This window comes from Pseudarthrobacter sp. IC2-21, assembly GCF_034048115.1.
Classification (GTDB): Bacteria; Actinomycetota; Actinomycetes; order Actinomycetales; family Micrococcaceae; genus Arthrobacter; species Arthrobacter naphthalenicus.
Genome location: NZ_CP139145.1, coordinates 1,153,955 through 1,178,429, shown reverse-complemented (window position 1 = coordinate 1,178,429; position 24,475 = coordinate 1,153,955). Strand labels below are relative to the sequence as shown.

General features: G+C 66.2%; 26 protein-coding genes. 13 read left to right on the top strand and 13 right to left on the bottom strand.

Annotated elements, in window-relative coordinates; all coding sequences use genetic code 11:
• Positions 1–18: 18 nt before the first annotated feature.
• Positions 19–579: a phosphoribosylglycinamide formyltransferase gene (gene purN, locus SBP01_RS05470; protein ID WP_320537787.1), complete on the bottom strand. Its 561-nt coding sequence runs from the start codon at positions 577–579 to the stop codon at positions 19–21.
• 39 nt (positions 580–618) lie between these two features.
• Between purN and SBP01_RS05465 the strand changes: the two genes are divergently transcribed.
• Positions 619–1,047, top strand: a complete 429-nt coding sequence (locus tag SBP01_RS05465) for a hypothetical protein (RefSeq protein ID WP_320537786.1) — start codon at positions 619–621, stop codon at positions 1,045–1,047.
• Between the two features lie 32 nt (positions 1,048–1,079).
• Here the strand turns inward: SBP01_RS05465 and SBP01_RS05460 are convergent, their stop codons facing one another.
• Positions 1,080–1,574 carry a hypothetical protein gene (locus tag SBP01_RS05460; protein WP_320537785.1) on the bottom strand — a complete coding sequence of 165 codons (495 nt, stop codon included), beginning with the start codon at positions 1,572–1,574 and terminating at the stop codon, positions 1,080–1,082.
• A 161-nt stretch (positions 1,575–1,735) separates the two neighbouring features.
• Positions 1,736–3,046 carry a DUF6350 family protein gene (locus SBP01_RS05455; RefSeq protein WP_320537784.1) on the bottom strand — a complete coding sequence of 437 codons (1,311 nt, stop codon included), beginning with the start codon at positions 3,044–3,046 and terminating at the stop codon, positions 1,736–1,738.
• Positions 3,047–3,251: 205 nt separating this feature from the next.
• Between SBP01_RS05455 and SBP01_RS05450 the strand changes: the two genes are divergently transcribed.
• Both SBP01_RS05450 and SBP01_RS05445 read left to right on the top strand, forming a co-directional pair.
• Positions 3,252–3,647 (top strand): DUF4383 domain-containing protein, encoded by a 396-nt coding sequence (locus SBP01_RS05450; RefSeq protein WP_275212750.1) that lies wholly within the window; start codon positions 3,252–3,254, stop codon positions 3,645–3,647.
• Between the two features lie 205 nt (positions 3,648–3,852).
• Positions 3,853–4,683: an HNH endonuclease gene (locus SBP01_RS05445; RefSeq protein ID WP_320537783.1), complete on the top strand. Its 831-nt coding sequence runs from the start codon at positions 3,853–3,855 to the stop codon at positions 4,681–4,683.
• Between the two features lie 78 nt (positions 4,684–4,761).
• Here SBP01_RS05445 and SBP01_RS05440 read toward each other — a convergent pair whose 3' ends face one another.
• Positions 4,762–5,178, bottom strand: coding sequence for a PRC-barrel domain containing protein (locus SBP01_RS05440; protein WP_320537782.1), 417 nt, complete (start codon positions 5,176–5,178; stop codon positions 4,762–4,764).
• Positions 5,179–5,352: 174 nt separating this feature from the next.
• Here SBP01_RS05440 and SBP01_RS05435 point away from each other — a divergent pair, with 174 nt between their 5' ends.
• The 3 genes from SBP01_RS05435 (at position 5,353) to SBP01_RS05425 (ending at position 10,150) form a co-directional block, all read left to right on the top strand.
• Positions 5,353–6,534, top strand: coding sequence for a glycosyltransferase family 1 protein (locus tag SBP01_RS05435; protein WP_320537781.1), 1,182 nt, complete (start codon positions 5,353–5,355; stop codon positions 6,532–6,534).
• A complete protein-coding gene (locus SBP01_RS05430; RefSeq protein ID WP_320537780.1) occupies positions 6,531–7,922 on the top strand; it encodes a UDP-glucose/GDP-mannose dehydrogenase family protein in 1,392 nt (463 codons plus the stop codon). Before SBP01_RS05435 ends, SBP01_RS05430 begins: the two co-directional genes overlap by 4 nt.
• 68 nt (positions 7,923–7,990) lie before the next feature.
• Positions 7,991–10,150, top strand: a complete 2,160-nt coding sequence (locus SBP01_RS05425) for an EAL domain-containing protein (RefSeq protein ID WP_320537779.1) — start codon at positions 7,991–7,993, stop codon at positions 10,148–10,150.
• Here SBP01_RS05425 and SBP01_RS05420 read toward each other — a convergent pair.
• Complete coding sequence (locus SBP01_RS05420; protein ID WP_320537778.1) at positions 10,147–10,671, bottom strand: hypothetical protein; 525 nt, start codon at positions 10,669–10,671, stop codon at positions 10,147–10,149. The two genes, SBP01_RS05425 and SBP01_RS05420, sit on opposite strands and share 4 nt — an antisense overlap.
• A 217-nt stretch (positions 10,672–10,888) precedes the next feature.
• Between SBP01_RS05420 and SBP01_RS05415 the strand changes: the two genes are divergently transcribed.
• Together SBP01_RS05415 and SBP01_RS05410 are read left to right on the top strand one after the other, a co-directional pair.
• A complete protein-coding gene (locus SBP01_RS05415; protein ID WP_320538287.1) occupies positions 10,889–11,440 on the top strand; it encodes a dihydrofolate reductase family protein in 552 nt (183 codons plus the stop codon).
• Between the two features lie 125 nt (positions 11,441–11,565).
• Positions 11,566–12,654: an IS630 family transposase gene (locus SBP01_RS05410; RefSeq protein WP_275216658.1), complete on the top strand. Its 1,089-nt coding sequence runs from the start codon at positions 11,566–11,568 to the stop codon at positions 12,652–12,654.
• A 61-nt stretch (positions 12,655–12,715) separates the two neighbouring features.
• On the opposite strand, the gene SBP01_RS05405 is transcribed toward SBP01_RS05410, so the two are convergent.
• A complete protein-coding gene (locus SBP01_RS05405; RefSeq protein WP_320537777.1) occupies positions 12,716–13,537 on the bottom strand; it encodes an SDR family NAD(P)-dependent oxidoreductase in 822 nt (273 codons plus the stop codon).
• Positions 13,538–13,702: 165 nt separating this feature from the next.
• Here SBP01_RS05405 and SBP01_RS05400 point away from each other — a divergent pair, with 165 nt between their 5' ends.
• Both SBP01_RS05400 and SBP01_RS05395 read left to right on the top strand, forming a co-directional pair.
• The gene (locus SBP01_RS05400; protein ID WP_320537776.1) at positions 13,703–14,122 is read left to right on the top strand and encodes a TfoX/Sxy family protein; all 420 of its coding nucleotides are present in this window, start codon (positions 13,703–13,705) and stop codon (positions 14,120–14,122) included.
• A 2-nt stretch (positions 14,123–14,124) separates the two neighbouring features.
• Positions 14,125–15,402: an NAD(P)/FAD-dependent oxidoreductase gene (locus SBP01_RS05395; RefSeq protein ID WP_320537775.1), complete on the top strand. Its 1,278-nt coding sequence runs from the start codon at positions 14,125–14,127 to the stop codon at positions 15,400–15,402.
• A gap of 35 nt (positions 15,403–15,437) precedes the next feature.
• On the opposite strand, the gene SBP01_RS05390 is transcribed toward SBP01_RS05395, so the two are convergent.
• On the bottom strand, positions 15,438–16,841 hold the full coding sequence (locus tag SBP01_RS05390; protein WP_320537774.1) for a GntP family permease: 1,404 nt from the start codon (positions 16,839–16,841) through the stop codon (positions 15,438–15,440).
• Between the two features lie 76 nt (positions 16,842–16,917).
• On the bottom strand, positions 16,918–17,463 hold the full coding sequence (locus SBP01_RS05385; RefSeq protein ID WP_275212764.1) for a gluconokinase: 546 nt from the start codon (positions 17,461–17,463) through the stop codon (positions 16,918–16,920).
• A 190-nt stretch (positions 17,464–17,653) separates the two neighbouring features.
• Between SBP01_RS05385 and SBP01_RS05380 the strand changes: the two genes are divergently transcribed.
• The gene (locus SBP01_RS05380) at positions 17,654–18,388 is read left to right on the top strand and encodes a FadR/GntR family transcriptional regulator (RefSeq protein ID WP_320537773.1); all 735 of its coding nucleotides are present in this window, start codon (positions 17,654–17,656) and stop codon (positions 18,386–18,388) included.
• 123 nt (positions 18,389–18,511) lie between these two features.
• Entirely contained in the window at positions 18,512–20,257 is a 1,746-nt protein-coding gene (ctaD, locus tag SBP01_RS05375) for a cytochrome c oxidase subunit I (RefSeq protein WP_275212824.1), read from the top strand.
• Between the two features lie 133 nt (positions 20,258–20,390).
• Here ctaD and SBP01_RS05370 read toward each other — a convergent pair whose 3' ends face one another.
• The gene (locus SBP01_RS05370; RefSeq protein ID WP_066274236.1) at positions 20,391–20,594 is read right to left on the bottom strand and encodes a cold-shock protein; all 204 of its coding nucleotides are present in this window, start codon (positions 20,592–20,594) and stop codon (positions 20,391–20,393) included.
• A gap of 291 nt (positions 20,595–20,885) precedes the next feature.
• Between SBP01_RS05370 and SBP01_RS05365 the strand changes: the two genes are divergently transcribed.
• Positions 20,886–21,956 (top strand): tellurite resistance/C4-dicarboxylate transporter family protein, encoded by a 1,071-nt coding sequence (locus tag SBP01_RS05365; RefSeq protein WP_320537772.1) that lies wholly within the window; start codon positions 20,886–20,888, stop codon positions 21,954–21,956.
• Positions 21,957–21,988: 32 nt separating this feature from the next.
• Here SBP01_RS05365 and SBP01_RS05360 read toward each other — a convergent pair whose 3' ends face one another.
• From SBP01_RS05360 to SBP01_RS05345, 4 genes are read right to left on the bottom strand one after another with little or no spacing between them, the layout of a single operon-like run.
• A complete protein-coding gene (locus tag SBP01_RS05360) occupies positions 21,989–22,336 on the bottom strand; it encodes a PRC-barrel domain-containing protein (protein ID WP_275212767.1) in 348 nt (115 codons plus the stop codon).
• Positions 22,323–22,730, bottom strand: a complete 408-nt coding sequence (locus SBP01_RS05355) for a hypothetical protein (protein WP_275212768.1) — start codon at positions 22,728–22,730, stop codon at positions 22,323–22,325. Before SBP01_RS05355 ends, SBP01_RS05360 begins: the two co-directional genes overlap by 14 nt.
• Positions 22,727–23,956: an Nramp family divalent metal transporter gene (locus SBP01_RS05350; protein ID WP_320537771.1), complete on the bottom strand. Its 1,230-nt coding sequence runs from the start codon at positions 23,954–23,956 to the stop codon at positions 22,727–22,729. Before SBP01_RS05350 ends, SBP01_RS05355 begins: the two co-directional genes overlap by 4 nt.
• The gene (locus tag SBP01_RS05345; protein WP_320537770.1) at positions 23,953–24,429 is read right to left on the bottom strand and encodes a hypothetical protein; all 477 of its coding nucleotides are present in this window, start codon (positions 24,427–24,429) and stop codon (positions 23,953–23,955) included. Before SBP01_RS05345 ends, SBP01_RS05350 begins: the two co-directional genes overlap by 4 nt.
• Positions 24,430–24,475 lie beyond the last annotated feature (46 nt).

Sequence of the window (24,475 nt, the reverse complement as noted above, 5' to 3'; positions counted from 1 at the left end):
GTTAGGCGGCGGGAGGGGTTAGGCGGCGAGGGCTGCCAGGGTGGACACCAGGAGGCGGCGCTCCACCACCTTGATCCGCTCGTGCAGGGTGTCCTCGGTGTCCCCCGGCTCAACGGCGACGGCTTCCTGGGCGATGATGGGGCCCGTATCCACGCCGGCGTCGGCCCAGTGCACCGTGCAGCCGGTCACCTTCACGCCGTAGGCCATGGCGTCGCGGACGCCGTGGGCACCGGGGAACGCCGGCAGCAGCGCGGGGTGGGTATTGAGGTACTTGCCGTCAAAGGCATCGATGAAGTCGGCGCTGACAATCCGCATGAAGCCGGAGGAGACCACCACATCCGGGGCGTAGGAAGCCACCTTCGCCGTCAGGGCGGCATCCCATTCGTCGCGGGTTGGGAACGAATTGAAGTTGACCACAAAGGTTTCCAGCCCGGCCTCGGACGAACGCTCCACCCCGTAGGTCCCCTCACGATCGGCACCCACCGCCGCGATTTCCACGTCCAGCTCCCCGGACTTCACGGCGTCAATGACGGCCTGGAGGTTGGAGCCGGTACCGGAAACGAGGACTACGATGCGCATGGGTCTAGCTTATGGGCAGGCTCGCGTAGGCTGGAATCCATGACTACTCCCCCGGAACCAGCTGGCCAGCAGCGGACTAAACCGCAGCTCAGCGAGGCCGCGAAAACCTCGCTCAGCAAGACCCGCAACCTGTTCCGGATCTTCATTCTCACCGTGCTCGGCGCCTTTTTCGTCTACCAGCTGGACGTCAGCTACCTCTGGCTCACCGGCATCCTGACGGCGGCCAGCTTTGTCCTGGGCATCATGCTGCTGGTCCGGTCGGCAAAGCTGAAGGAGTCCCGGCTGGTCCTGTTCGGCACCATCGCGGGCCTGGTGGTTTCGCTCATCATGCTGCTGGTCATCCTGGCCTCAGCGGTGTTCTTCAGCCAGGTCCAGGAGTTCCAGGCCTGCCAGCGGGAAGCCCTGACGGACCAGGCAATGTCCAATTGCCGTGTCCAGCTGGAGCAGTCAATGCCCGGCCTCCGCTAGCGGTACCAGCCCACCTACCGGTACCAGCCCACCTACCGGTACCAGCCCACCGCCCGGTCGTAACGGCATTCAAGCGCTCCGGTGCCGGGTTCGATGCCTCCTCCGGTAGGGAAGTAGATGGCACCGAAGTCCGCGCCCTCAGCCTCGATCCGCCCTTTCGCCCAGATCCGGGCCTGCTCGAGGTCCTTTTGAGGGATGGATTCCCGGGTGCTGCGATCCCCGCTGAGGTGGATGTCCAACTGGTACTCCCCCGCATGGGACGTTCCGGCGTGGCTTTCGGGGTCGCCTTCATCGCGCCTGCTGATCAGGACCTCCGCGGATGCGTGCAGAATGGCTGGCGTGCTCACGGGGGTGCCCTGCTGCTGTTGTTCGATCCGCAGGCCCGAGGCCACGCTCTGGACGGTGTCGTCATCGGTGACCGTGTAGGCGGATCCGCCGAGGTCAGCCTCTGAACCCCCGATGCTGGCTAGGTGCTGCCCGAACTGCTCGGAGCTGGACTGGTTCGAACCGGATGTGGTGGAGTTCATGCACCCTCCCTGAGGGTATTCGCGGCAGGTGCCGACCCCAGCAACACTAGCCCCAAACCACCCGGCCAAACCGGATGGTGCCGGAATGATTTGTGCCGCAAAAGCGAACGGCAAGGGTGACACCGGACCGGCCGTCCGCGGGCTACACGCGCCAGCTAAAGCTAGGAGACCAGCTCCGCGTCCGCGTCGACCTGTTGCTGGCGTTCCAGCCATGGACCGGCCGCGTAACCGATGACGACGCCGATCCCCACTTCAGCGGCCAGCCAGAGTCCCAGCCACCAGGGGTCGGGACCGATGTCGGTGAGGCGTCCCAGCCCCGCGGAGCCGCCGGCCAGCCAGGCCAGTGCGGCCGCCAGCAGTCCTGCAACGGCGCCGATCAGGACGCCGAGGGCCAAGGTGGAGGCAGTGGCAGTGAACCAGCGGGCGTGCACTTTGATGGACAGCCATTCATCAAAGTGGTTTTCGCCTTCACGGAGGAACCACCAGCCGGCCAGGACCCCGGCCAGCACCGGGACCACCAGGGCCACAAAGCCGTAGTCCAGCGGCCCGGACGGGATCGCGGCGAAGACCGGGATGGCGGGCAGGGGCCCGGTGGCGGTGCCCAGCGGCCCCACCTGCGAGCCGACGCCCATGGCGAAACCGGAGCCGCTGATCCAGGCCAGGGCAAAGACCGCGAGGTTGGGCAGGTAGCCGAGTTGCGCAATGGTGAGCGCCGCACCCCCTACCGCGCCGGCGTCGAGCCCTTCATAAACGGTCAGCACCAGGTTCCAATGGATGACGAGGTCAACAGCCAGGAGCACGCACGCGAGCGTCAGCGCGGACACCAGCGCCAGGAAGCCGGCTTTCGCGGCTGACCCGAGGTAGGATCCGGCCCAGCGCGAATGCTGGCTGGTGCGGGAAATCCAGTCCACGGCATCGACGCCGATCAGCCGGCTCCACGACCCGGCTTCGCGGCGCGCTCCGATGACCATGCCCAGGGCGAACGGGATCAGGGGGATCAGCATGGCGTGCCAGATGTTGATGACGACGTCCGGCGTGCGGCACACAAAGCCGGTAGCCGCGCCGAAGGCCGAGTAGACCAGCCACGAACCGAGCAACGCCTGCCACAGCTGGTCCGTGTACGAGGCGCGGGCCAGCCGCCGCCCGGCCCGCCAGGCGAGCAGGAAGGGGATGAGGGTGAGCCCGAGCGGAATCAGGGTGAGCAGGCCAGAGTTTGCGCTGCGGGCCGCGCCGGTTCCGGCGTCGGCCAGTTCCAGCGGAACGCCGTGGATCAGCAGCCAAGCCTGGCCGGCAAGCCGGGCCAACGCGTCGAACGCGGTGTTCTGAAAACCTCCGGTCGCCCAGACGGCAACGATGGGCACCAGGACCAGGAGCGCCGAGATGATGGCCGCCTGCGCCGTTTCGAGGGCGCCCTGCAGCCATAAGGGCATGGGAAGGCCACGGTCTCCGGTCTGATCAGCGCGCAGTTTCATCGTTTCCCATGGTGTCACGGCCGGACCCGCCAGCCGGTCTGCGACAGGCGTCGCAGCCGCATCGGAGCCGATTTCGGCGCTTTTTCCACAGCTCCGCCGTAAAATTGGATTGTCCGCAATCAGTGGTTGGAGGCAGAAAATGACTACCGCATCCCCACATGCCCACGGTGTACATTTCGGACGCGCAGACGTCCAGAATGCGGGCATGGGTGTAGGTATTCTCATGTTGGCAGTGGGTATCCTGGGCTTTGTCCCCGGCGTCACCACCCGGTACAGCGAATTGATGTTCCTTGGGCCTGATTCCCATGCCATGTTCCTTGGTGTGTTTCAGGTGTCCATGTTGCTGAACGTTGTGCAGATGGCCATCGGCGCAACGGGCTGGGCGATGTCCCGGACCGAACACGGCGCACGCAATTTCCTGATGGGCGCCGGTGCGCTGTACATCATCCTCAGCATTTTTGGACTCAGTGTCGGTGTAGGGTCGGCGGCCAATTTCCTGTCGCTGAACATGACGGACAACTGGACCCACCTGGTGCTGGGCGTAGCGATGATCGTTTGCGGTTGGCTGCTGACCCGCACCAGGGCCGGGGACAGGGCGTAGCCCGGAAAGACAAGCCGGGACATGGGAGCCGCGCATGAGGAATGATCCGTAAATTCTGAATATTCGTCCTACTCGCCGGTGCAGTTGGCGCGGTCCCGCGAACAGCTGCACCGGCTTCCTTATGCCACGGCCCGCGCCGGAGCCGCCATCGCCGCGGAGGGGCCCTGCGTGCCGGACCGGGAAATCCTCGATGCAAGAATGAGGCATGAGCGCCATCATCCTCGGCTGGGACCCTGCAAGCTGGGACCGCTGGAACTATGCGGCCGCCGTTGACCGGGTGGCCGCCTCCGGGTTGCATGTCGAGCCGTGGCAGGCGGGCCGGGACATCCCTGCGGGCACTGACGCCTGGCTGGTCCTGCAGGGAACTCACGGTCCCGGCCTGCTGGGTCACGGCGTGGTGGCGGGCACAGGCGCCGGGCAGCCGCTCGTGGCGTTCGACGCGCTCCTGCCCCTCGGGGACCACGTTCCCGCTGACGTTCTTACTGGCGCGTTGCCGGGCGCCCCATGGCAGCGCCTCGGTGAGAACGCCGGCGGCGCAAGCGTGGAGCTTGGCCCGGGTGAGGAGCTCCATCTCCGGGACCTGTGGGCCCGCGTCGGACCGGGCCAGGGACCGGACCCCACCCTGCCGGCACCCGGCACCTACCCGGGGAACGCCGTGGTCCACGTCCCGGCAAACCGGTACGAACGCGACCCCGAGGCGCGGCGGGCCTGCATCGCCCAGCGCGGGACCAGTTGCGCGGCCTGCGGGTTCTCCTTCGAAGTGGCGTACGGGGAGATCGGCGCAGACTTCATCGACGTCCACCATACGGTGCCGGACTCGCAGCTTGGCAGCACCTACCAGCTGGACCCGCTCACGGATCTGGTCCCGCTGTGCGCCAACTGCCATGCGATGGCCCACCGCGGGGTGAACGCTGCGAGGACCGAGGTGGAACTCCGCCAGGCCATCGCCAACGCCGGATACCTCCGCGGCGAAACGGCGTCACCGGAAGAACTCGAAGCACAGCGCATAGCCCGGGAAATTCTCGGCCCGGGCTAAGCGGCATATTGCAGGAGGGGGTCCGGGAGCCCCAAAGCAGCTCACGGCGTCGTCCGATGGTGCTTAGGCGCGGGCTGCTTACCGGCGCGGGTCCTCGGTGCCGCCAGCTCCGGCGCGGTACTTCCGCAGCCTGCCGCGGGCCTCTCCGGTGTCCGTCCGTGCCTCGGAATAGGTCCGGACACCCTTCTCGTAGTGCGTGTACAGGCGGGCTTCCTCCGCGGGGTCGAGGCGTCCGTCCGTGTCCCCCCGCGGAGCGTCCTTGACCTGGTCCCTGGTGTAGGGAACCACAAGGTCGGCGCCGTCGATTCTGGCCCCTTCCACCGGGACAAAGGACTGCGAGGTGCCGAAGAGTCCGGTCTTGACCGTCACCCAGGCGGGCTCACCCGTGTCGTCATCGGAGTAGAGCTGGCCGAGCCCGCCGATCTTGCCGCCGTCGGACCCCGCAACGTTGCCGCCCTTGCTGAGCAGCCCTTCAATGTCTTCCCTCGTAAGCATGACGTCTCCTTTGAGGTTCGGGTACAGCTGCGCTTCTACCGTAGGCAGGCCGATTACCTAAACGGAAGCGCTGATGCATTTCCCCGAATCGTTCCGCCCCGTGTTCACCCAACCTTTCCCTCGGCTCAACCAGCGTGACCCCGCCGCGTCAGGCGGCGGGCGCACCGTGGAGGGGTGAGGATCGCAATTGTTGCCGAATCATTCCTGCCATTGATGAACGGGGTGACCCACTCCATCCTGCGGGTGCTTGAGCATCTGGAGGGTCAGGGTCACGACGTCCTGGTCATCGCCCCCTCCACCCATCCGGTCGCCGACGCCCTGGCCGAGTATGTAGGCCCGGCCGAGGTGGTTCACGGCGCGAAGGTGCTCCGGGTTCCCGCGGTTCCGCTGGCGGGCTATACGAACGTCAGAGTGGCGATGGGCGGTGTGTACCGGGTCAAGCGAATCCTTGCCGACTACGCACCGGACCTGGTCCACCTTGCCTCGCCGTTCATCCTCGGCTGGCGGGCGGTGCAGGCGGCGCATCAGTTGCGGATCCCCACCGTGGCCATCTACCAGACCGAGGTGCCCAGCTATGCGGCCCGGTATGGCGTGCCGTTCCTGGAGAACTGGGCGTGGAACAGGGTGGAGAACATCCACCTGCTGGCCACCCGGACCCTGGTGCCGTCCACGTTCGCGCTGAATCAGTTGCGCGGCCGTGGGATCCCGCGGGTGGGCATGTGGCGGCGCGGCGTGGATACCGCGCGGTTTTCGCCGGAAAAGCGCGACGCCGGGTGGCGGGCAGCCGTGGCGCCCGGCGGTGAGCGGATCATCGGCTACGTCGGCCGGCTGGCCATCGAAAAGCAGGTGGAGGACCTCGCGGCACTCGCCGAAATCCCGAACTCCAGACTGGTGATCGTGGGTGACGGTCCGCAGCGGGCCGCCCTGCAGGAAGCACTGCCGGGCGCCCATTTCACCGGGTTCCTCGGCGGCGAGGAGCTCGCGAGGGCCGTCGCCTCGTTCGATCTCTTTGTCCATCCCGGCGAGTTTGAGACGTTCTGCCAGACCATCCAGGAGGCCATGGCCTCGGGCGTTCCCGTGGTGGCCACCGGCCGCGGCGGGCCCCTGGACCTGGTGGAAAACTCCCGCACCGGCTGGCTGTACCAGCCCGGGGACCTGGCCGGTTTCCGGGCCCGCGTGCTGGACCTCATGGGCGACGACGCCAAGCGCCGCGCCTTCGCCGCGGCGGCGCACGCCTCGGTCCAGGACCGGACGTGGCCCGCGCTGTGCGCCCGGCTTGAGGAGCAGTACCACGAAGTTATCGCGAGCCATCCGGTCATCCGGCCGGCCGAGTCCAAACGAGGAGTGTCCCTGTGAAAATATCCGTGATCGGCTGCGGCTACCTCGGCGCCGTGCACGCCGCCACGCTCGCCTCCATGGGCCACACCGTGGTGGGCATTGATGTGGACGCCGCCAAGGTGGACCAGCTGGGCCGTGGCGTGGCGCCCTTCTTCGAACCCGGCCTGGACGAGCTGCTCCGCGACGGAACCGCCACCGGGCGGCTGACGTTCTCCACGGACTTCGCCGCCGCGGCCGGCGCCCAGGTGCACTTCCTGTGCGTCGGGACGCCGCAGTCCAAAACGTCCGACGGCGCCGACCTCACCTTTCTGGTGGCCGCCACCGAGGCGCTGCTCCCGCACCTGGCGGGGGGCGCCGTCGTCGTCGGTAAATCAACGGTGCCCGTGGGCACCGTGGACATGCTCCGTGACGTCCTGGCCGGGCGGCCGGACGTGCAGCTGGGTTGGAACCCGGAGTTCCTGCGCCAGGGCACCGCGGTGAAGGACACGCTGGTGCCGGACCGGCTGGTGTACGGCGTGTCGGGCGGCAAGGCGGCGGCCTTCAACCCCGGGACCGGTGCGCCGCGCGGGGTGACAGCTGCCTTGGACGCCGTCTACGAGCCACTCCTGAATGCCGGTATTCCCCGCCTGGTGTGCAACTTCGCCACGGCCGAGCTGATCAAGTCGGCGGCCAACGCCTATCTGGCCACCAAGGTCAGCTTCATCAACGCCATCGCCGAACTGTGCGACGCGTCCGGGGCGGACGTGGCCGAACTCAGCGAGGCCATGGGCATGGACCCCCGGATCGGCAGCCGCTACCTGCATGCGGGCCTCGGCTTCGGCGGCGGGTGCCTGCCCAAGGACATCCGCAGCCTCAGCAGCCAGGCCGCCGCCCTGGGGGTGGCCCCGGTCAACGACTGGATGGGTGTGGTGGACGCGATCAACGTCCGCCAGCGGACCCGGACCGTCGCACTTGCTGCCGGCCTGTGCGGCGGGGAGCTTTCCGGCCGGGCCGTGACCATCCTCGGCGCCGCCTTCAAACCGGAGACCGATGACATCCGTGACTCCCCGGCGCTGGACGTCGCCACCCGGCTGGCAGCTGCCGGAGCGCATGTGACCGTGACGGATCCGAAGGCCGTGAACAACGCATGGCTGCGCTATCCGCAGCTGCGGTTTGAATCCTCCACTGCCCGGGCGTTGGAGGGTGCCGAACTGGTGCTGCTGCTGACCGAGTGGGATGAGTACCGCCGCCTGTCCCCCGCTTTTGCAGGCGGACTCGTCCGACGCCGGGTGGTCCTGGACGGGCGGAACGTCCTGGATGCTGCGGCCTGGCGGGCCGAGGGGTGGGTGGTCCGCGGGCTGGGCACCAACTCCGGCGAGGCCGTCCAGGCGGCCGGGGACGGCCTCGCCGGGATGCGCCACTCGTAGCAAAAGTCACGCATTTTTGCCACGGGACCCCCACGCGCACTTTATGATGTGCGTGGGGGTGGTTGCGCATGGGGGGAACCAGGCGGCAGAACAAGGTTTTGGCGGAACGGACGTTTGGCGTGCTCCTGGACGCCAGCCCGGACGCCCTTCTGGCACTGGATCCGGACGGCATCATCCGGATCGCGAACACCGCGTCCAGCAGGCTGTTCGGGTACCCGCGCGGAAAGCTGCTCGGCAGCGACCACTCGCTGCTGCTGTGCGAACCGTTCCGGACGGCGGCCCGCCAGCTGCGCGAAGACCTGCGGGCAGCTCCCAGCCAACCGACGCCGCCGCGTGAAGTGCGCATGCTGCACCGTGACGGCACGGACCTGGCCGCCGAAATGGCAGGCTCACTGCTGGACGACGGCGGCCGGCAACTGCTGCTGCTTTCTTTCCGCAGCACCTCACACCGGAAGAGCGCCGATGCCGAGTTGCGGGAAGCAATGTCCCTGTTGACGGCGACGCTGGAATCCACGGCTGACGGGATCCTCGTGATCAGTGCCGAGGGCAGGATTGCCGGGCTCAATGAGCAGTTCCTGAAGATGTGGGCCATACCGCAGGAATATGTCGAGGCCGATTCTGACCAGGCGGCCATGCGGGTGATCCTGTCCCAAGTCAAGGATCCGGAGGACTTCCTAGCCCGGGTGTCCGAACTGACACAGGATCCCACGGCCGAAAGCCACGACGTGGTGGACTTCCTGGACGGCCGGACCTTCGAACGGTATTCGCGCCCGCAGCGGGTGGGGAGCAAAGTTGTGGGCCGGGTCTGGAGCTTCCGGGATGTCACCCCGCGCCGGCAGGCCCAGGAGCTGGCCCAAAGAGCCCAGGAACAGGCGCAGCAGGCCCTCCAGGATCTCGCCTCCCAGGCGGAGCAGTTGAGGGCCATGGCCTTCACCGACCCGCTGACCGGACTGGCGAACCGGGCGGTCTTCAACAATGAACTGCTCGCCGCCCTGAAGGAGCCGCGGCTCAAATCCGTGGATGTCTTCCTGATTGACCTTGACGACTTCAAGGAGGTCAACGACATTCTTGGCCACCACGCCGGGGACGTCATGCTGGTGGAGGTCGCCCGGAGGCTTCGGGGCTGCGTGCCCACCGCGGATGTGGTGGCCAGGCTGGGCGGCGACGAGTTTGTGGTCCTGCTGACGGCCTGCCCCAATGCGGAGGCTATTGCCGAATGCATTGTCCGCTGCCTGCACGTGCCCTTCACCATCGAGGGCACCGTGCTGCGTCCCAGCTTGAGCCTGGGACTCGCTTCGATAGGCAGGGCCGCCCTGGGCGCTTCGGAACTCCTGCGCGAGGCCGATATTGCCATGTACGCGGCCAAGGCAGCGGGCAAGAACCGCTTCCTGCGGTTCCATCCGGACATGATGACCGCCCTGGTCAGGCGGACTGACCTTGAGGCCGGCCTCCAGCTCTCCGTAGCCCGCAGTGAAATCTCCGTGGAGTTCCAGCCCATCGTGTCGCCGCGGATGGACCAGGTGGTGACGTTCGAAGCGCTGGCACGTTGGGATCGCGGGGATCAGCGCGTCCCGCCCGGACTCTTCATTCCCCTGGCCGAACGCAGCAGGCTCATCAACGAAATCGGCGCCGAAGTGATGGGGCAAAGCCTGAAACACCTGGCGACGTGGCTTGGCGCGGACCTGTCACGGTCGTTGTCCATAAATGTTTCCGGAGTCCAGCTCCAGGAACCTGACTTTGCGGAACAGGTGCTGCAGCTCGCGGAGAAATACGGTGTGGGACCCTACCAGCTGGTCCTTGAGGTCACCGAAAGCGTGTTCTTCGACGCCGACTGCAACGTCATCAGGCAGCTCAGCCAACTCCGGGCCGCCGGAGCCCGCGTGGCGTTGGACGATTTCGGCACGGGCTATTCCTCGTTGGGACGGCTGCAGGAGCTCCCGGTGGACATCCTCAAAATCGACCGGACCTTTGTCTCCATGGTGCACACCGGCAATGAGCGCCTGCCCATTCTCAGCTCCATGATCAACATGGCCCACAGCCTGGGTCTCACCGTAACGGCCGAAGGCATCGAAACCGAGGAGCAGGCGAACTACCTCATTGCCCTCGAATGTGATTCGCTGCAGGGCTACCTGTTCTCCCACCCGGAACCCGCCGGCCGGTTCGAACAGGCCCTGAAGACTTCAGGCCAGGCCCTGGACGCCTTGTCGAGCCGTGCAGGGCTTCCCTAGGCAGCTTTTTTGCGCTGCTTTGGCTGGGTCCGCTGCTTGGCAGGCTGGTGCGGTGCCGGTCGCTTCTGAGCCTGTCGCTGCTGAGCCTGCTGGGGGGCTTCGGGAGTGGCTTGGGCGGGAGCCTCGGCGGGTGCATGCTGGGGTGCTTCCGCCGGCCGGGGCGCCTCAGCGGCGGGATGCTCGTCCTCTGCCGTGGCGTACCCGGCCATTTCGGACTCAGCCGAGTCGTACTCCGCCATCTCGAACTCAGCCTCGTACTCCGCCGAGTCGTACTGCGCGTACTGGCGGTTGCGGCGCCAGCGGCGGATCAGGTTGGCGGCGGCGATGATGCCTGCCAAGGGGGTGAGCACTGCGGCAGCGTAGACAAACAGCATCCAGGTCAGGGTGGCCATGGGCGGCTGGTTGTTGTGCAGGAGGGAGAGGCCGCCGAACATGGCGATGGTCCAAAACAGCACTACGGCGGTCAGCACAGCCGCCGCCGGGAAATACTGGTTGCTCACGATTTTTTTCAGGGTTTCCACGCACTTCCTCCTGCCTGGCCGGGGCGCAGCGCAAGGCCGCATAGAGACAAGTATGAGCCTGCCGGGCCGTGGATTCGTGCAACACGCAGGCGGTGGTGATGAACATAACGTGGGTGGCTGACCGTTGACGCTCTTCCCCATCGGCGGACTGAAGAATACCGTGGACGTTGTCCGGCGCCCCGCCGGCCCGCACTGCCCCGAAAACCCTGGAGGTCCCATGCGCAAGGTCACGTCCGGTCTGTTCCACTCCGTTGACGGTGTGGTGTCAGAACCGAATCTTTGGCAGTTCAACAGCTTCGATGAAGATCTTGGCCAAGGCCTCACCGGTGTGATGGAACGCGTGGATACCGTCCTGCTGGGACGGGTGAATTACCAGGAGTGGGCAGGCTATTGGCCCACGGCAGCGGCGGACCAGGGTTTCGCCGACTTTATTAATGGCGTGCAGAAGTTCGTCGCCTCCCGGACGCTCACCGAGCCCCTCGAATGGCAGAATTCCCGCCTGATCCAAGGACCGCTCGAGGACTTCGTAGCTGACCTCAAACAGGGCGACGGCGGCGAGATCGCCGTTATGGGCAGCATCTCCCTGGTACGCCAGCTGCTGTTCGCCGGGCTTCTGGATGAGCTGACCCTGATGACCCACCCGGTGGTGGCTGGAAGCGGCCGGCACCTGTTTGAAGCCGGCGACCCCACCACCCGGCTCAGGCTGACCGACCAGTACCGCACGTCCAAGGGCAACGTCGTCAGCACCTACAGCCTGCTCGGCGAGTAACGTCAGCCGCCGGTTCCGGCGTCGAGGGTGCCAGGCCTCGGTGGTGCCCGGCCCGCGCATCCGCCCCGGCCCAACTAGTGGTGTGTCTCCAAAATAGTTGATGCTTTGAGCGTTATGCTTGTGTAATGGCGAACATTGCTCCTGCTTTGGTGGTTTCTGATTCCCAGCGTGCTTTGTTGGAGGTGCTCGCGAAGTCGCAGACGGCGTCCCATCGCGAGGTTCAGCGGGCGCAGGTGTTGTTGATGGCCGCGGAGGGGTTGGCCAATGATTCGATCGCGAAGGTTGCCGGGCTGAGTCCGGGGACGGTCAGGTCGTGGCGGGCCCGGTTCGAGGCAGAAGGCTTGGCCCACTTGGGCGAGGTGCGTGCCGGGCGTGGCCGCAAGCCGGTCATTCCACAGTCCAAGATCGATGAAATCGTTGATCTGACGCGCAATTCCAAGCCCGAAGGACACACGCACTGGTCGGTGCGGACGATGGCCGCGAAGGTGGGTGTGTCCCCGGCGCAGGTTCAGCGGATCTGGGCGGCCCGGGGCTTGAAACCACACCTCGTGGATACTTTCAAGCTCTCCAACGATCCGAAGTTTGAGGAAAAACTCATCGATGTCGTTGGTCTGTATCTGAACCCGCCGGAGAAGGCGATCGTGCTGTGCATGGACGAGAAATCCTCGATCCAGGCCCTGGACCGCACCCAGCCGTCCCTTCCGATGACGAAGGGCCGGGCCGAAACAATGACCCATGACTACAAACGCAACGGCACCACCACCTTGTTCGCCGCCCTGGACGTGGCCACCGGAAAAGTCATCGGCTCGTGCCTGCCCAAGCACCGGCACGAGGAATTCCTGGTGTTCCTCAAAACCATCAACAAGGAAGTCCCGCGCGGTTTGGACGTCCATCTGATCCTGGACAACTACGCCACCCACAAACACCCGGACGTGAAGGCCTGGCTGGTCAGAAATCCGAGGTTCCAGCTACATTTCACCCCCACCTCATCCTCGTGGCTGAACCTGGTCGAGCGCTGGTTCAGGGAACTGACCGACAAGGCATTACGCCGCGGTGCGTTCCATTCGGTACCGGATCTGATCACCAAAATCGAGGAGTACCTCGCCGCCCACAACACCGAACCCAAGCCCCTGGTATGGACCGCGACCGCAGACTCAATCCTTAAGAAAGTAGCCCGCGGCCGCGTCGCCCTCGAGACCATCAAACAAAACTGAGACAGACCACTAGGTAGCAGTAAGTGTCGTTTTGAGGGGTCAAAACGACACTTAGTGCTACTTACTTGGGTTGGACCAGCGCCTCGCTGGCCTCCCACAAACCCTGCGCCAGCTCGGCGTCGTAGGCCTGGGCGTTGGCTTTGGCGAGGGCGCGCTTGTAGTAGTAGGCGCCGGAGACCCAGTCGGTACCGGGGGTGCCGTTGATCAGCCAGAGAAGGGTGTCAGCGCCTTGCTCCGGGGTGAGCATAAAGCGGTTCAGGAGCGTCTTGTAGGCGTGCCGCATGGGGCTGGTGGAGTCCGCCGCGAAGTTGGTGCGGACCACGCCCGGGTGGAACGCCGCCGTCGTAATTCCCTGCTCACCGAAGCGCCGGTGCAGCTCGGACGTGAAGAGGATGTTGGCGAGTTTCGCTGTGCCGTAGGCACGGTTGGTGGAGTAGCTGTGCTCGGCGTTGAGGTCGAAGAGGTCGATCTTACCGAAGTTGTTGGCACCGCTGGAGGTGTTGATGACCTTGGCGCGGCTGGCAGTCAGGACGTCCATGAGCTCGGTGGTGAGCAGGAACGGCGCCAAATGGTTGATCTGGAAGGTGGATTCGTTCCCGTCCACCGTGAGCTGGTGTTTGCCCCTGATGCCGCCGGCGTTATTGGCCAGGACATCGATCCGTTCGTAGCCGTCCCGCAGCTGCGCCGCGAGCTCGCGGACCTGCGCCAGTTCGGCGAAATCGGTCACGAAGTAGTCCGTGTTGAGCTCCTTGGCGAGTGCGCGCGTCTTCTCAGCGGAACGCCCGACGACGACCACCCGGTCCCCTGCCGCGGCCAGAGTCCGTGCGGCTGCCGCGCCGATGCCGTCGCTGGCGCCGCTGATCACAATGGTGCGAGGAGTCAAGGGGTGTCCTTTGGTTCGGGGTGCGGCGCCTGGGTGGAACACGCTGCCTCTGGCACAACGACGGCGGGGCGGCCGGTGTTCCCCCTTGCCCTGTACCCGCTGTCCCCGCGGGCATATCCTGCACTCAGATCCTCGAAAAGATTCCGCGACCGAAAGAGGACATCCATGGAAATGCCCAAGGCAACTGACGAGGACAAGGAGCGGTTCCGGTCCATCGTGCCGGAGCACCCGGATGTCGCCATCAAACCGATGTTCGGCAACCTCGGCGCCTTCGTCAACGGCAACATGTTCGCCGGGCTGTTCGGCCCCACCATCGGCGTCAAGCTGGCCGAGGCAGACCGGCAGGAGCTTGAGGGCACCGAGCGGACCGTGCCGTTCGGCCCGCCGGAGCGTCCCATGGGTGGCTACACCGGGCTGCCGGAAGTGTGGAACGCGGAAGGCGACGGCGACGACGCCCGGGCACGGGCCTGGGCGGAGAAGGCGTACGCCCATGTCTCGGCGCTCCCGCCCAAAACACCGAAGGCGCCCACGGCCCCCAAGGCCGCAGCGTCCGGAACCGCGGCATCCAGGGGCGGCAGGAGGTAGCCATGTCCGCCCAGCCAGGCACAGCCCGCAACGTGGACACCCTCGTGATCGGCGCCGGTCAGGCCGGCCTCGCCCTGAGTTACTGGCTGACGCACCACGGCGTGGAGCATGTGCTCCTGGAGCGGCGCGGCACGCTGGGCGGGGCATGGCTGGACCGGTGGGATTCCTTTTACCTGAACACGCCCAACTTCGGGCTCAGCCTTCCCGGCCTGCCCTATGAGGGGCAGGACCCGGACGGTTTCCTCCCCCGGGACGCCGCCGTCGAATTCTTCCGCAAGTACGGGGCACGGATTGCCGCGCCCGTCCGGCTGGAAACCGCGGTCACCCGGGTCGCCCGGGACGGGACCGGCTTCACCGTGGAAACTGACCAGGGCGAGTGGTCCGCCCGGAACGTGGTGCTGGCGAACGGCGCCTTCCAGAGGCCCCGGATCCCGGCGGCTGCCCGGGAGATCCCGCGGCAGGTCCTTCAATTGCACAGCCACGACTACCGCAATCCGCAGCAGCTTCCCGCCGGCGCTGTCCTGGTGGTGGGAACGGGGCAGTCGGGCGGGCAGATCACCGAGGACCTGATGGCCGCCGGCCGCGAGGTGCACTTGTCCGTTTCGATGTGCCCGGAAGCGCCACGGCGGTACCGCGGCCAGGACGTGTTCCATTGGATCCTTGAAGTCAGCCTGCACGGCCCGGAATACGGCATCAACGGCCTCATGGTGGACCACCTCCCGTCGCCTGCCGCGCGCTTCGCCTGCAACCCCCTGCTCTCGGGAAACGACGGCGGGCACAGCATTCACCTGAGGGAACTCGGGCGCCGGGGCGTGCAGCTGCACGGGCATTTGGAAACGGCCGACGGCGACGGCGGCCTCCGCTTCACCGATGACCTCCCCGAACGCCTGGCGATGGTGGAAGCCGGGTTCGGGCAGCGGCTCAAGGTACTGGCAGATGCCTACATTGCCGCCGCCGGCATCAACGCGCCTGAGCCTGAGGCCCCGCCGCCGGATGGGTGGCTCCCGGCGGCTTCAGGCTCCCGCCTGAATCTGGCCGACGCGGACATCACCTCAATCATCTGGGCCACGGGTTACCGGCTGGATAACAGCATCCTGGACATGCCGGTGCTGGATGAGTGGGACTACCCGCGCCACACCCGGGGCGTCACCGAGATCCCCGGACTGTACGCCGTGGGGCTGCCCTGGCTGACCCGGCATGCTTCGGCCACCCTGCCCGGGGTGGGCCCGGACGCCGAGTTCATTGCCGAACATATTGCCGGCGGCCGGGCGGCGGGCTGAGGTCCGGCCCCTATCCCGCTGCCCCGGCTATCCCGCTATCCGGCTATCCCGGCGAGGAGGAAGATGACTGCCGCGATGGCGAAGCCCATGACGCCGATAAGGGTCTCCATGACCGTCCAGGTCCTCAGCGTGGTCTTGACGTCCATCCCGAAGAAGCGGCCCACCAGCCAGAAGCCCGAGTCGTTGACGTGGGATACCACAACGGAACCGGCGGCCACAGCGATGACCATGGCGGCGACCTGCATGCCCGTGAGCCCGGCCGCGGCCACAGCCGGGGCAATGAGCCCGGCGGTGGTCGTCAGCGCCACCGTGGCGGAACCCTGGGCAATGCGCAGGATGGCGGAGATCAGGAAGCCGGCCAGGATCAGCGGGATGCCCACGTTGCCCAGGATGCCCGCAAGCGCCGCGCCGATGCCGGAGGCACGGAGCACGCCGCCGAACATGCCGCCGGCACCGGTGATCAGGATGACGGAGCAGACCGGGCCCAGCGAGGATTCGAGCAGCTTCTCGATGGCCCCCGCGTCCTTGCCGCGGCGGGCGCCGAGCACGAACACAGCCACCAGTACGGCGATCAGCAGGGCTACCGGGGTTTCGCCGATGGTGCGCAGGACCTGGAACCACTGCTCGTTCTTGACCTCATCGGACAGTACGCCGGAGGAGGCCAGGGTGTTCAGGCCGGTGTTAATGAATATGAGGACGAGCGGGAGGAGCAGCAGCCCGATGATGGTGCGGAAGCGGGGCGGGTGGGACTCGGCCTCGGCGCTGGCGTGGCCGAGGATTTCCGGCACGGGCAGGACCAGCTTCTTGCCGGTCCACAGGCCAAACAGGTAAGCGGTGACGTACCAGGTGGGAATGGCGGTGAGCAGGCCGGCAATCAGGACCAGCCCGATGTTGGCGTCAAAGAATGCCGCAGCGGAAACGGGGCCCGGGTGCGGCGGCAGGAAGATGTGCATGACGGAGAACGCGCCGGCCGCCGGCAGGCCGTAGCGGAGGACACCCCCGCCCAGGCGGTGGGCCACGGCGAAGACGACGGGCAGCATCACCACCAGGCCGGCGTCGAAGAAGATGGGGAAGCCGAAGATCAGGGAGGCCAGGCCGAGGGCAAACGGGGCCCGCTTCTCGCCAAAGACGCCGATCAGGTAATCGGCCAGCACCTTGGCGCCGCCGCTGGTTTCAACAATGCGGCCGAGCATGGCACCGAGGCCCACCAGGAGCGCCACCGTGCCCAGGGTGGTCCCGAAGCCGTCGATCAGCACAGGCACCACCTTGTTGGCGGGGATGCCGGTGGCGAACGCCGTCGCGAGGCTGATCACGATCAGGGCCACGAGTGCGTGCATTCGCAGCTTGATGATCAGGACCAGCAGCACAGCGATCGCTGCCGCGGCGATGAGCAGCAGGGGGCCTGCGCCCAGCGTTTGGGTCCATCCTTGGATGACCATGGTTCTCCTTTGAAGCGGAACTTACGGGTGGATAAATCGGGGCGGCTCAGCGAGCCGGGGCTCGGCGAGCCGGGGCTCAGGAAGAGCTGGTGGCAGCGTTAGCGGGAACGCCGAGGGCCGCGATGACTGCGGCGACGATCTCCTGCGGCGGCAGGGCAATGTCCAAGCGGAGGCTGCCGGCAGCCAACTCGCCGGTGGTGAGGGGTTCCAGGGTGGCCAGCTGGCTGGGCAGCAGGGTGGGTGGCATGAAGTGGCCCTCACGCCCCTGCATGCGCTGGCTGATCAGCTCGGCTCCGCCGTCGAGATGGATGAAGAGCACGCGGCCGTCAGCGCCGGAGAGGAGTTCCCGGTAGGTCTGCTTGAGCGCGGAGCAGGTGAGCACGGTGCTGGTGCCGGCCGCGGCCTGCGTAGTCATCCAGTCCTGAATTTCCTGCAGCCAGGGCCAGCGGTCCCCGTCCTCCAGGGGGATGCCCTGGGTCATCTTGCTGATGTTGGACCGGGGGTGGAATTCGTCGGCCTCGGCACAGGCCCAGCCAAGCTGCCGGGAGAGGGCCGCGGCGATGGTGGACTTGCCGGAACCGGCAACGCCCATGACCACCAGATGCGTGGCTTGATACTGCATGTTCAACCTCCGAAGAAGACGCCTTTGGCTTGGGAAGAAAGCTCGTTTGTACAGGCACACCGAAGTGCGCCGGGAAATAAGGTATCACCATTTGAACCCATAGATAATATCTTTGAGTGTCACAAGTCATACCTTTAGCTTCACGTTAGGTATCCTGTGAGAGCGCTCCGGCGCAGGAGAGGCAGGAACAATGTCGACGGCGACAGGACAGGGCGCGGATACCGCGGACGGCGGCGGGTCCTCCCCCGCCATGCATGAGCGGGTGCTGGAAGCGGTCGGCATTGCCATCGCGTCCGCAAGCCTTCCGCCCGGAAGCAGGCTCACCCTTGAGGGCCTCCAGCAGCAGTACGGGATTTCCCGGACCGTCGCGCGGGACACCATGAAGGTCCTCGAATCCATGAACCTCGTCTATTCCCGACGGCGGGTGGGCATCGTGGTGCAGGAACGCGCGCTCTGGAACGTCTATGACCCCAAGCTAGTGCGCTGGCGGCTCGCCTCGGACCGGCGGGAGATCCAGTACACCAGCCTGACGGAGCTGCGCATCGCCGTCGAACCCATTGCCGCAGCGGGCGCCGCCCGGCGGGCGAGCGCCGCCGAACGGGCAAAGCTGGTTGCCCTGGGCGCCGAGCTGAGGCGGCTGGGCGAGGCCGGCGACCTTAAGGCGTTCCTGGCGGTGGACATCGAATTCCACAGCCTGCTGCTCCACAGCTGCGGCAACGAAATGTTCGCTGCACTGGATGGGATGGTGGCCGAGGTGCTGACCAGCCGAACGCAGCAGGGGCTGATGCCGTTCAAGCCACGGAACGAAGCCCTGCAGGCCCACGAGGATGTCGCTGCCGCGGTGGCCCGCGGTGATGCGGTGATGGCGGAGACGGCCGTCCACCACATACTCAATGAGGTCCGGAACGCGATGGGCCTGTCCTAGCCGTCCCCCGGGGCGAAGACTGCCTGAAACTCTTCCCGCACCCCTATTTCCTGAGTAGCCTGCAGATAGGGGCTTGTGCAAGGGGCCCGTTATTGCCGGGCAGACGTATCTGTGAGGTGGAAGATGGCCATCACCGGGGATTCACGTATTGGGACAGCCGCCCCTGAGCTGGTACCGCGGCGCAAAGGCAGCATTGTGGTCAAGTGGATCACCACCACCGACCATAAAACGATCGGGTACATGTACCTGATCACGTCATTTATATTCTTCTGCCTGGCCGGAGTCATGGCGCTGCTGATCCGTGCTGAGCTCTTCCAGCCGGGCATGCAGATCCTGCAGACCAAAGAGCAGTACAACCAGTTGTTCACCATGCACGGGATCGCGATGCTGCTGATGTTCGCGACCCCTTTGTTTGCGGGATTTGCGAACTTCGTTATGCCGCTTCAGATCGGGGCCCCGGACGTCGCGTTCCCGCGTTTGAATGCGCTGGCATTCTGGTTCTTCCTTTTCGGCTCCACCATTGCCATGTCAGGCTTCATCACGCCCCAGGGCGCGGCATCGTTCGGCTGGTTTGCGTATGCCCCGCTGAACAACACCACCTTCAGCCCGGGCGTGGGCGGCGACCTGTGGATCTTCGGCCTGATTCTGTCCGGCTTCGGCACCATCCTCGGCGCCGTCAACTTCATCACCACCATCATCTGCATGCGTGCGCCCGGCATGACCATGTGGCGGATGCCGATCTTCAGCTGGAACACGCTCATCACCTCCATCCTGGTGATCATGGCCTTCCCGCCGCTGGCTGCGGCGCTGTTTGCCGTGGGAGCTGACCGACGGTTCGGGGCCCACATCTACGACCCCGAAAACGGCGGCCCCATTCTGTACCAGCATCTGTTCTGGTTCTTCGGCCATCCGGAGGTCTACATCATTGCGCTGCCGTTCTTCGGCATCGTTTCGGAGATCTTCCCGGTGTTCAGCCGGAAGCCGATCTTCGGTTACAAGGGCCTGGTGTACGCCACGATCTCGATTGCCGCCCTGTCCATGACGGTATGGGCGCATCACATGTACGTCACCGGTTCAGTGCTGCTGCCGTTCTTCGCGTTCATGACCATGCTGATCGCGGTGCCCACCGGAGTGAAGTTCTTCAACTGGATCGGCACCATGTGGCGGGGGTCGCTGACGTTTGAAACCCCGATGCTGTGGAGCATCGGCTTCCTCATTACGTTCCTCTTCGGCGGCCTGACCGGCATCATCCTGGCCTCACCGCCGCTGGACTTCCACGTCTCGGATACGTATTTTGTGGTGGCCCACTTCCACTACGTGGTGTTCGGCACCGTGGTCTTCGCGATGTTCGCGGGGTTCTACTTCTGGTGGCCCAAGTTCTCGGGCAGGATGCTCAATGAACGCTTGGGCAAGATCCACTTCTGGATGCTGTTCCTGGGCTTCCACGGGACGTTCCTCATCCAGCACTGGCTCGGCGTGATGGGCATGCCCCGCCGGTACGCCGACTACCTGGTTGAGGACAACTTCACCTGGATGAACCAGTTCTCCACCATTTCCTCGATGCTTCTGGGCGCTTCGCTGATTCCGTTCTTCTGGAACGTCTACATCACGGCCCGCAGGGCAGAGAAGGTGGAAGTGGATGACCCGTGGGGCTTCGGGGCTTCGCTGGAGTGGGCCACCTCGTGCCCGCCGCCGCGCCACAACTTCACGTCCCTGCCGCGGATCCGGTCCGAGCGGCCGGCACTTGACCTGCACCACCCGGAACTCCGCGTCCGCGAGCACGAAACCACGCATGGCCCCGCAGCCGCCGCCCTGGGCGCTGCCGACATCGGCGAGAGGGATGTCAGGAACCCGGACCCGGGCCAGTGACCAAAAGCGGCAGGTGACAACGGCAGGACCTTGGACGTCACGCCGCAAGGGGTTAACAGAAAGCAGGACCGGTTCAAATGAACCGGTCCTGCTTTGAAATATGAAACCCTAAGGCCCCAGAATCTCTAAGGAATTAGAGGGACTGGATGTTTACGGCCTGGGGACCCTTGGGGCCCTGCTCGGTTTCGAAGGAAACCTTCTGGTTCTCTTCGAGTGAGCGGAAGCCGGAGGAAGCGATCGCAGAGTAGTGTGCGAAAACGTCCTGTGAGGAGTCATCGGGGGAAATGAAGCCGAAGCCCTTTTCAGCGTTAAACCATTTGACGGTACCAGTAGCCATTATTTTTGTCCTTCGTGAAGGTGGAGGAAAAGTCCCGACTTTCGGGTCCTCCGGTGTGGGGTGTTCAAAACCGCTACTTCAGAAGAACGCGGACTTTCGACCGCGCGTACTGCCTGAACTACCAACTGCATAAACACAACAACAGGATTAACCATACAGGAGATTTCCGCCGTTATTTACCAACAGCAACGAACCGTGCCCCGGGGCCTGCGGATTCCGGCCTCAGCGTCCCCGCTCCGGGGCCGCTGCCAGCACAACCACCCTGACTGGTGCCAGCCCTAAACTGGGGGCATGACCACGGCTCGCCCCGTCCCAGATTCGCTCCGCTCCCGCATTGCAGAGTCGGTGCAGACTCTCACCCCGGGGTATTTTGCCCTCCCCATGGCCGCCGGCATCATCTCAGTGGGGCTTGAACTTGAGGGCTTCCACGCGTTTTCCGCGGCACTCCTGGTGATCTGCGCGGCCTCCTACGCGGTGATCCTCACCCTGAGCCTTGCCCGGCTGGCCAGGTTCCGCGCCGACATGCGCCGGGACTTCATGGACCCGGCCCGGGCGTTCGGCTTCTTCACCTTCATCGCCGGCACCAATGTGCTGGGTGTGCGGCTGGGCATGGCGGGGTGGCCGGGCACGACGGCGGCACTCCTCGCTGTGGCGGTGCTCGCCTGGGTGGTGCTCGGCTATGTGGTGCCATGGACCGCCGTGCTGGGCCGGGACGAGCGGCCGGTGGTCAAGGACGCCAACGGCACCTGGTTCATCTGGTGCGTGGCGAGCCAGTCCGTGTCCGTGGCGGCCGCATCCATTGAACCCGTTGCAGGGCCGGACTGGCGCGCCGCCCTGGCCCTCGTGGCGGTGGTGGCCTGGTCCGTGGGGCTCATCCTGTACGCCGCGGTGGGGATCTTCGTCTCGCTGCGGCTCATGACCTACCCCATCCGGCCCGAGGACCTCAGGCCGCAGTACTTCGTGGCCATGGGCGCCATGGCCATCAGCGTCCTGGCCGGCGCACGGATCGTCGAGATGGCCGGCGCGCCGATGGTGGACGCGACGCGGGGCCTGGTGGCCGGATCCTCCGTGGTGTTCTGGTCCTTCGCCTCGTGGCTCTTCCCGGTGCTGCTCGCGGCCGGCTGGTGGCGGCACGTGATCCACCGCGTGCCGCTGTCCTACGAGCCCGGCCTCTGGAGCGTCATCTTCCCGCTGGGCATGTACGCCGTGGCCGGCATCTACCTGGGCCGCGCATCGGATCTGCCCATCGTCGCCGCGATCGGGCAGGCCGAGCTGTGGTTGGCCGTGGCCGCGTTCCTGGCAACCTTTGCCGGGATGCTCTGGCATCTGTGGATCACCCTGGCCCGCCCGACGCCGCGCTGAGAGCTCTACTTCGGGTCGCGACTTCCGGGTCCCTACTCCTGGCCTGACCCGTCCAGGGCCGGAGAGTAGGCGGTAAAGCCGGGCCGCAGCCGCACAGACTCTGCGCCAATCATGGCGATGTCCTCCCACAGCACCAGGAACGAACCGCGGTGCCGCCAGCGCAGCATGCGGGGCAGCGGCCACGGCCGGCTGAGCCCGGTCCGCTCGTAGCCCAGGAACGAGGCGGCGCTGTGCGGGCTGACCACCAGTCCCAGCAGGCGCGCCTCGGCCAGCAGCTGCCGCGGGGTCCCGTCCACCACAAACCGGGCGTCGGCCACGCGCCCCAGGCGCGTGCCGCCGTCGTCGTAGACGTTCACGCCCAGCAGGTCACCGAGGATCATGGCGCCCTCCCGGAATGCGCCCGATGACCTTGTCCCGGATCCAGCGTTCCACCCAGCCGGCGTCCAGGTTCTCGCCGCTGATGCCCAGGCTGATGACAACGCCGACGTCGGCCACGTCCTTCCAGGGGATCCGGATCAGCCGTGCCGACGGCGGCCTGCCGCCGAAGATGCGGGTGCCCAGCACCGGACCGGTAAGCAGGGCCGTGAGCACCGGCGCCGGGGTGCCGGGCTCCAGCTCCGTGTCCAAAGCAGGCCCGCTGAGCTCGAGGTCGTCCACGGTGGTGACCGGGACGCCGTCGTGATCCAACACCTGCCGGTCCATCAAATGGAGCTGCGCGTCCAGGGTGCGGCCCGCCACGGGGGGAACCGGTGCCAGCGGACGGTCAGTTTTCATGCTCCCGCTCCTGTCACGATCATCAGCGGGATGGCGGCCACGGAAGCCACCAGGATGATGAGCAGGTAGATCATGGCCAGCACGTTCACGGGCCGGCCGTTGACGTGTTCGCCCATGTACTGCGGATCGTTGGCCACGATCAGGATGGGCAGATAGGTCAGGGGCAGGGCGATGGCGGAGAACACCACGGAGTATTCAGTGACCAGGACGGGGTCCGCGCCGGTTGCCAGCACCCCGATGCCCACCAGCAGACAGATGATCATGGCCAGGTGGAAGCGGGCGGCCTGGGCCGGGCGGCGGAATTTGCCCCAGGACCAGCCGAAGAACTGTGCCAGGGTGTAGCCGCTGGAGAGGGTGGTCTCCAGGGCCGCGCCGAACGTCGCCGCCACCATTCCCACCAGCACGAATGCCAGGCCCACCTTTCCGGCCCCCTCAGCCACCGGGAGAACCACCTGGGACAGGGAGGTCACCGCGATGCCCGCCGGGAGAAGAACCACCGCGGACACCGCGGCGATGGACACGGACAGCAGGCCGCCCAGCGGAAAGCCCACCAGGACGTTGATCCTGGACTGGCCGAGGTCCTTGACCGTCCACCCTTCCTCCACAGCCCCGGAGGAGAAGAAGAACACCTCGTACGGGGTCATGGCGGCGCCGAACAGGGCAATGGCGTAGTACCAGTAGGTGGGCGCGGTTTCCTGGGCCGGGACCGCGGGCGCCAGGACCTGGTTGGCGAGGGAACCCCAGTCCGGCTTGAGCAGGAACAGCGCCACGGCGAACGTAACGAGGGTCAGCCCCAGCAGGCCGGTGACGTTTTCCATGACGGAGAATTTCACCCGCCAGATCACCAGCCACACGGCGAACGCCGCCACCGGAATCCACAGCAGGTAGTACACGCTGCTGGCCAATTGGAGGGCCAGCGCCACGCCGCCGATCTCAGCGGTCACGGTCATCAGGTTGATCAGGAAGGAGGCGGCCAGGTTGGCCAGCCCCGCCCGCGCTCCCAGCCGTTCCCGGATCACCTCGAACGTGGTCCGGCCGGACGCCGCCGCCACCCGCCCGGACATGTTGGCGAACAGGCAGATCCCCACCACGCCGACTCCCACCACCCACACCAGCGACAGGCCAAAACGGGAACCGACGACCGCGTTGGTCACCAGATCGCCGATGTCCACAAACCCGCCGATGGCGGTCAGGACGCCGAGTGCGACGCCGAGGAGGCGCTTCACTTCCCGCCCTCCTTTGCGCTCAGTTGGGCGAGCCGGTCCGCCGCGGCAGCAAGTTCCCGGCTGCCGTCCGCGATGGCAGGGGTGCCGTCACTGCTGGCCACCGCATTCCGGGCGGTGGACAGGGCGGCCGCGCAGCCGTCCAGGACCTCAAGCGCTGCGGCGACGGTGTCACGGTCCTGCCCCGTGCCGGGGGCCAGCTTGGCCACGGCGTCCCGGCTGGTCTGGAGTTCCTTCAGGGCGTCGTCCAGCGCAGTGGAGCTGGCGGCCCGGGTGAGCTTGCCGCCTGAGATCTGCTGGAGGACCAGGCGCGACGTGGCGATGGCGGAGGAGCTGTCTTGCACGGCGGTGCTGACGGATTCGTTGACGCCGCTGCCGCCGCCGCTGCCGCCGCTGCATCCGGTGAGGACGGTGAGCACGGCGGAGACCAGGAAGGCGAGCGCTGCGAGGCGGGCGGTGACTGGGCATTTCAGCATCTTTGCCTCCAGCCTCCGGGCAGCCCCGGGTCCGACCGAATAACGC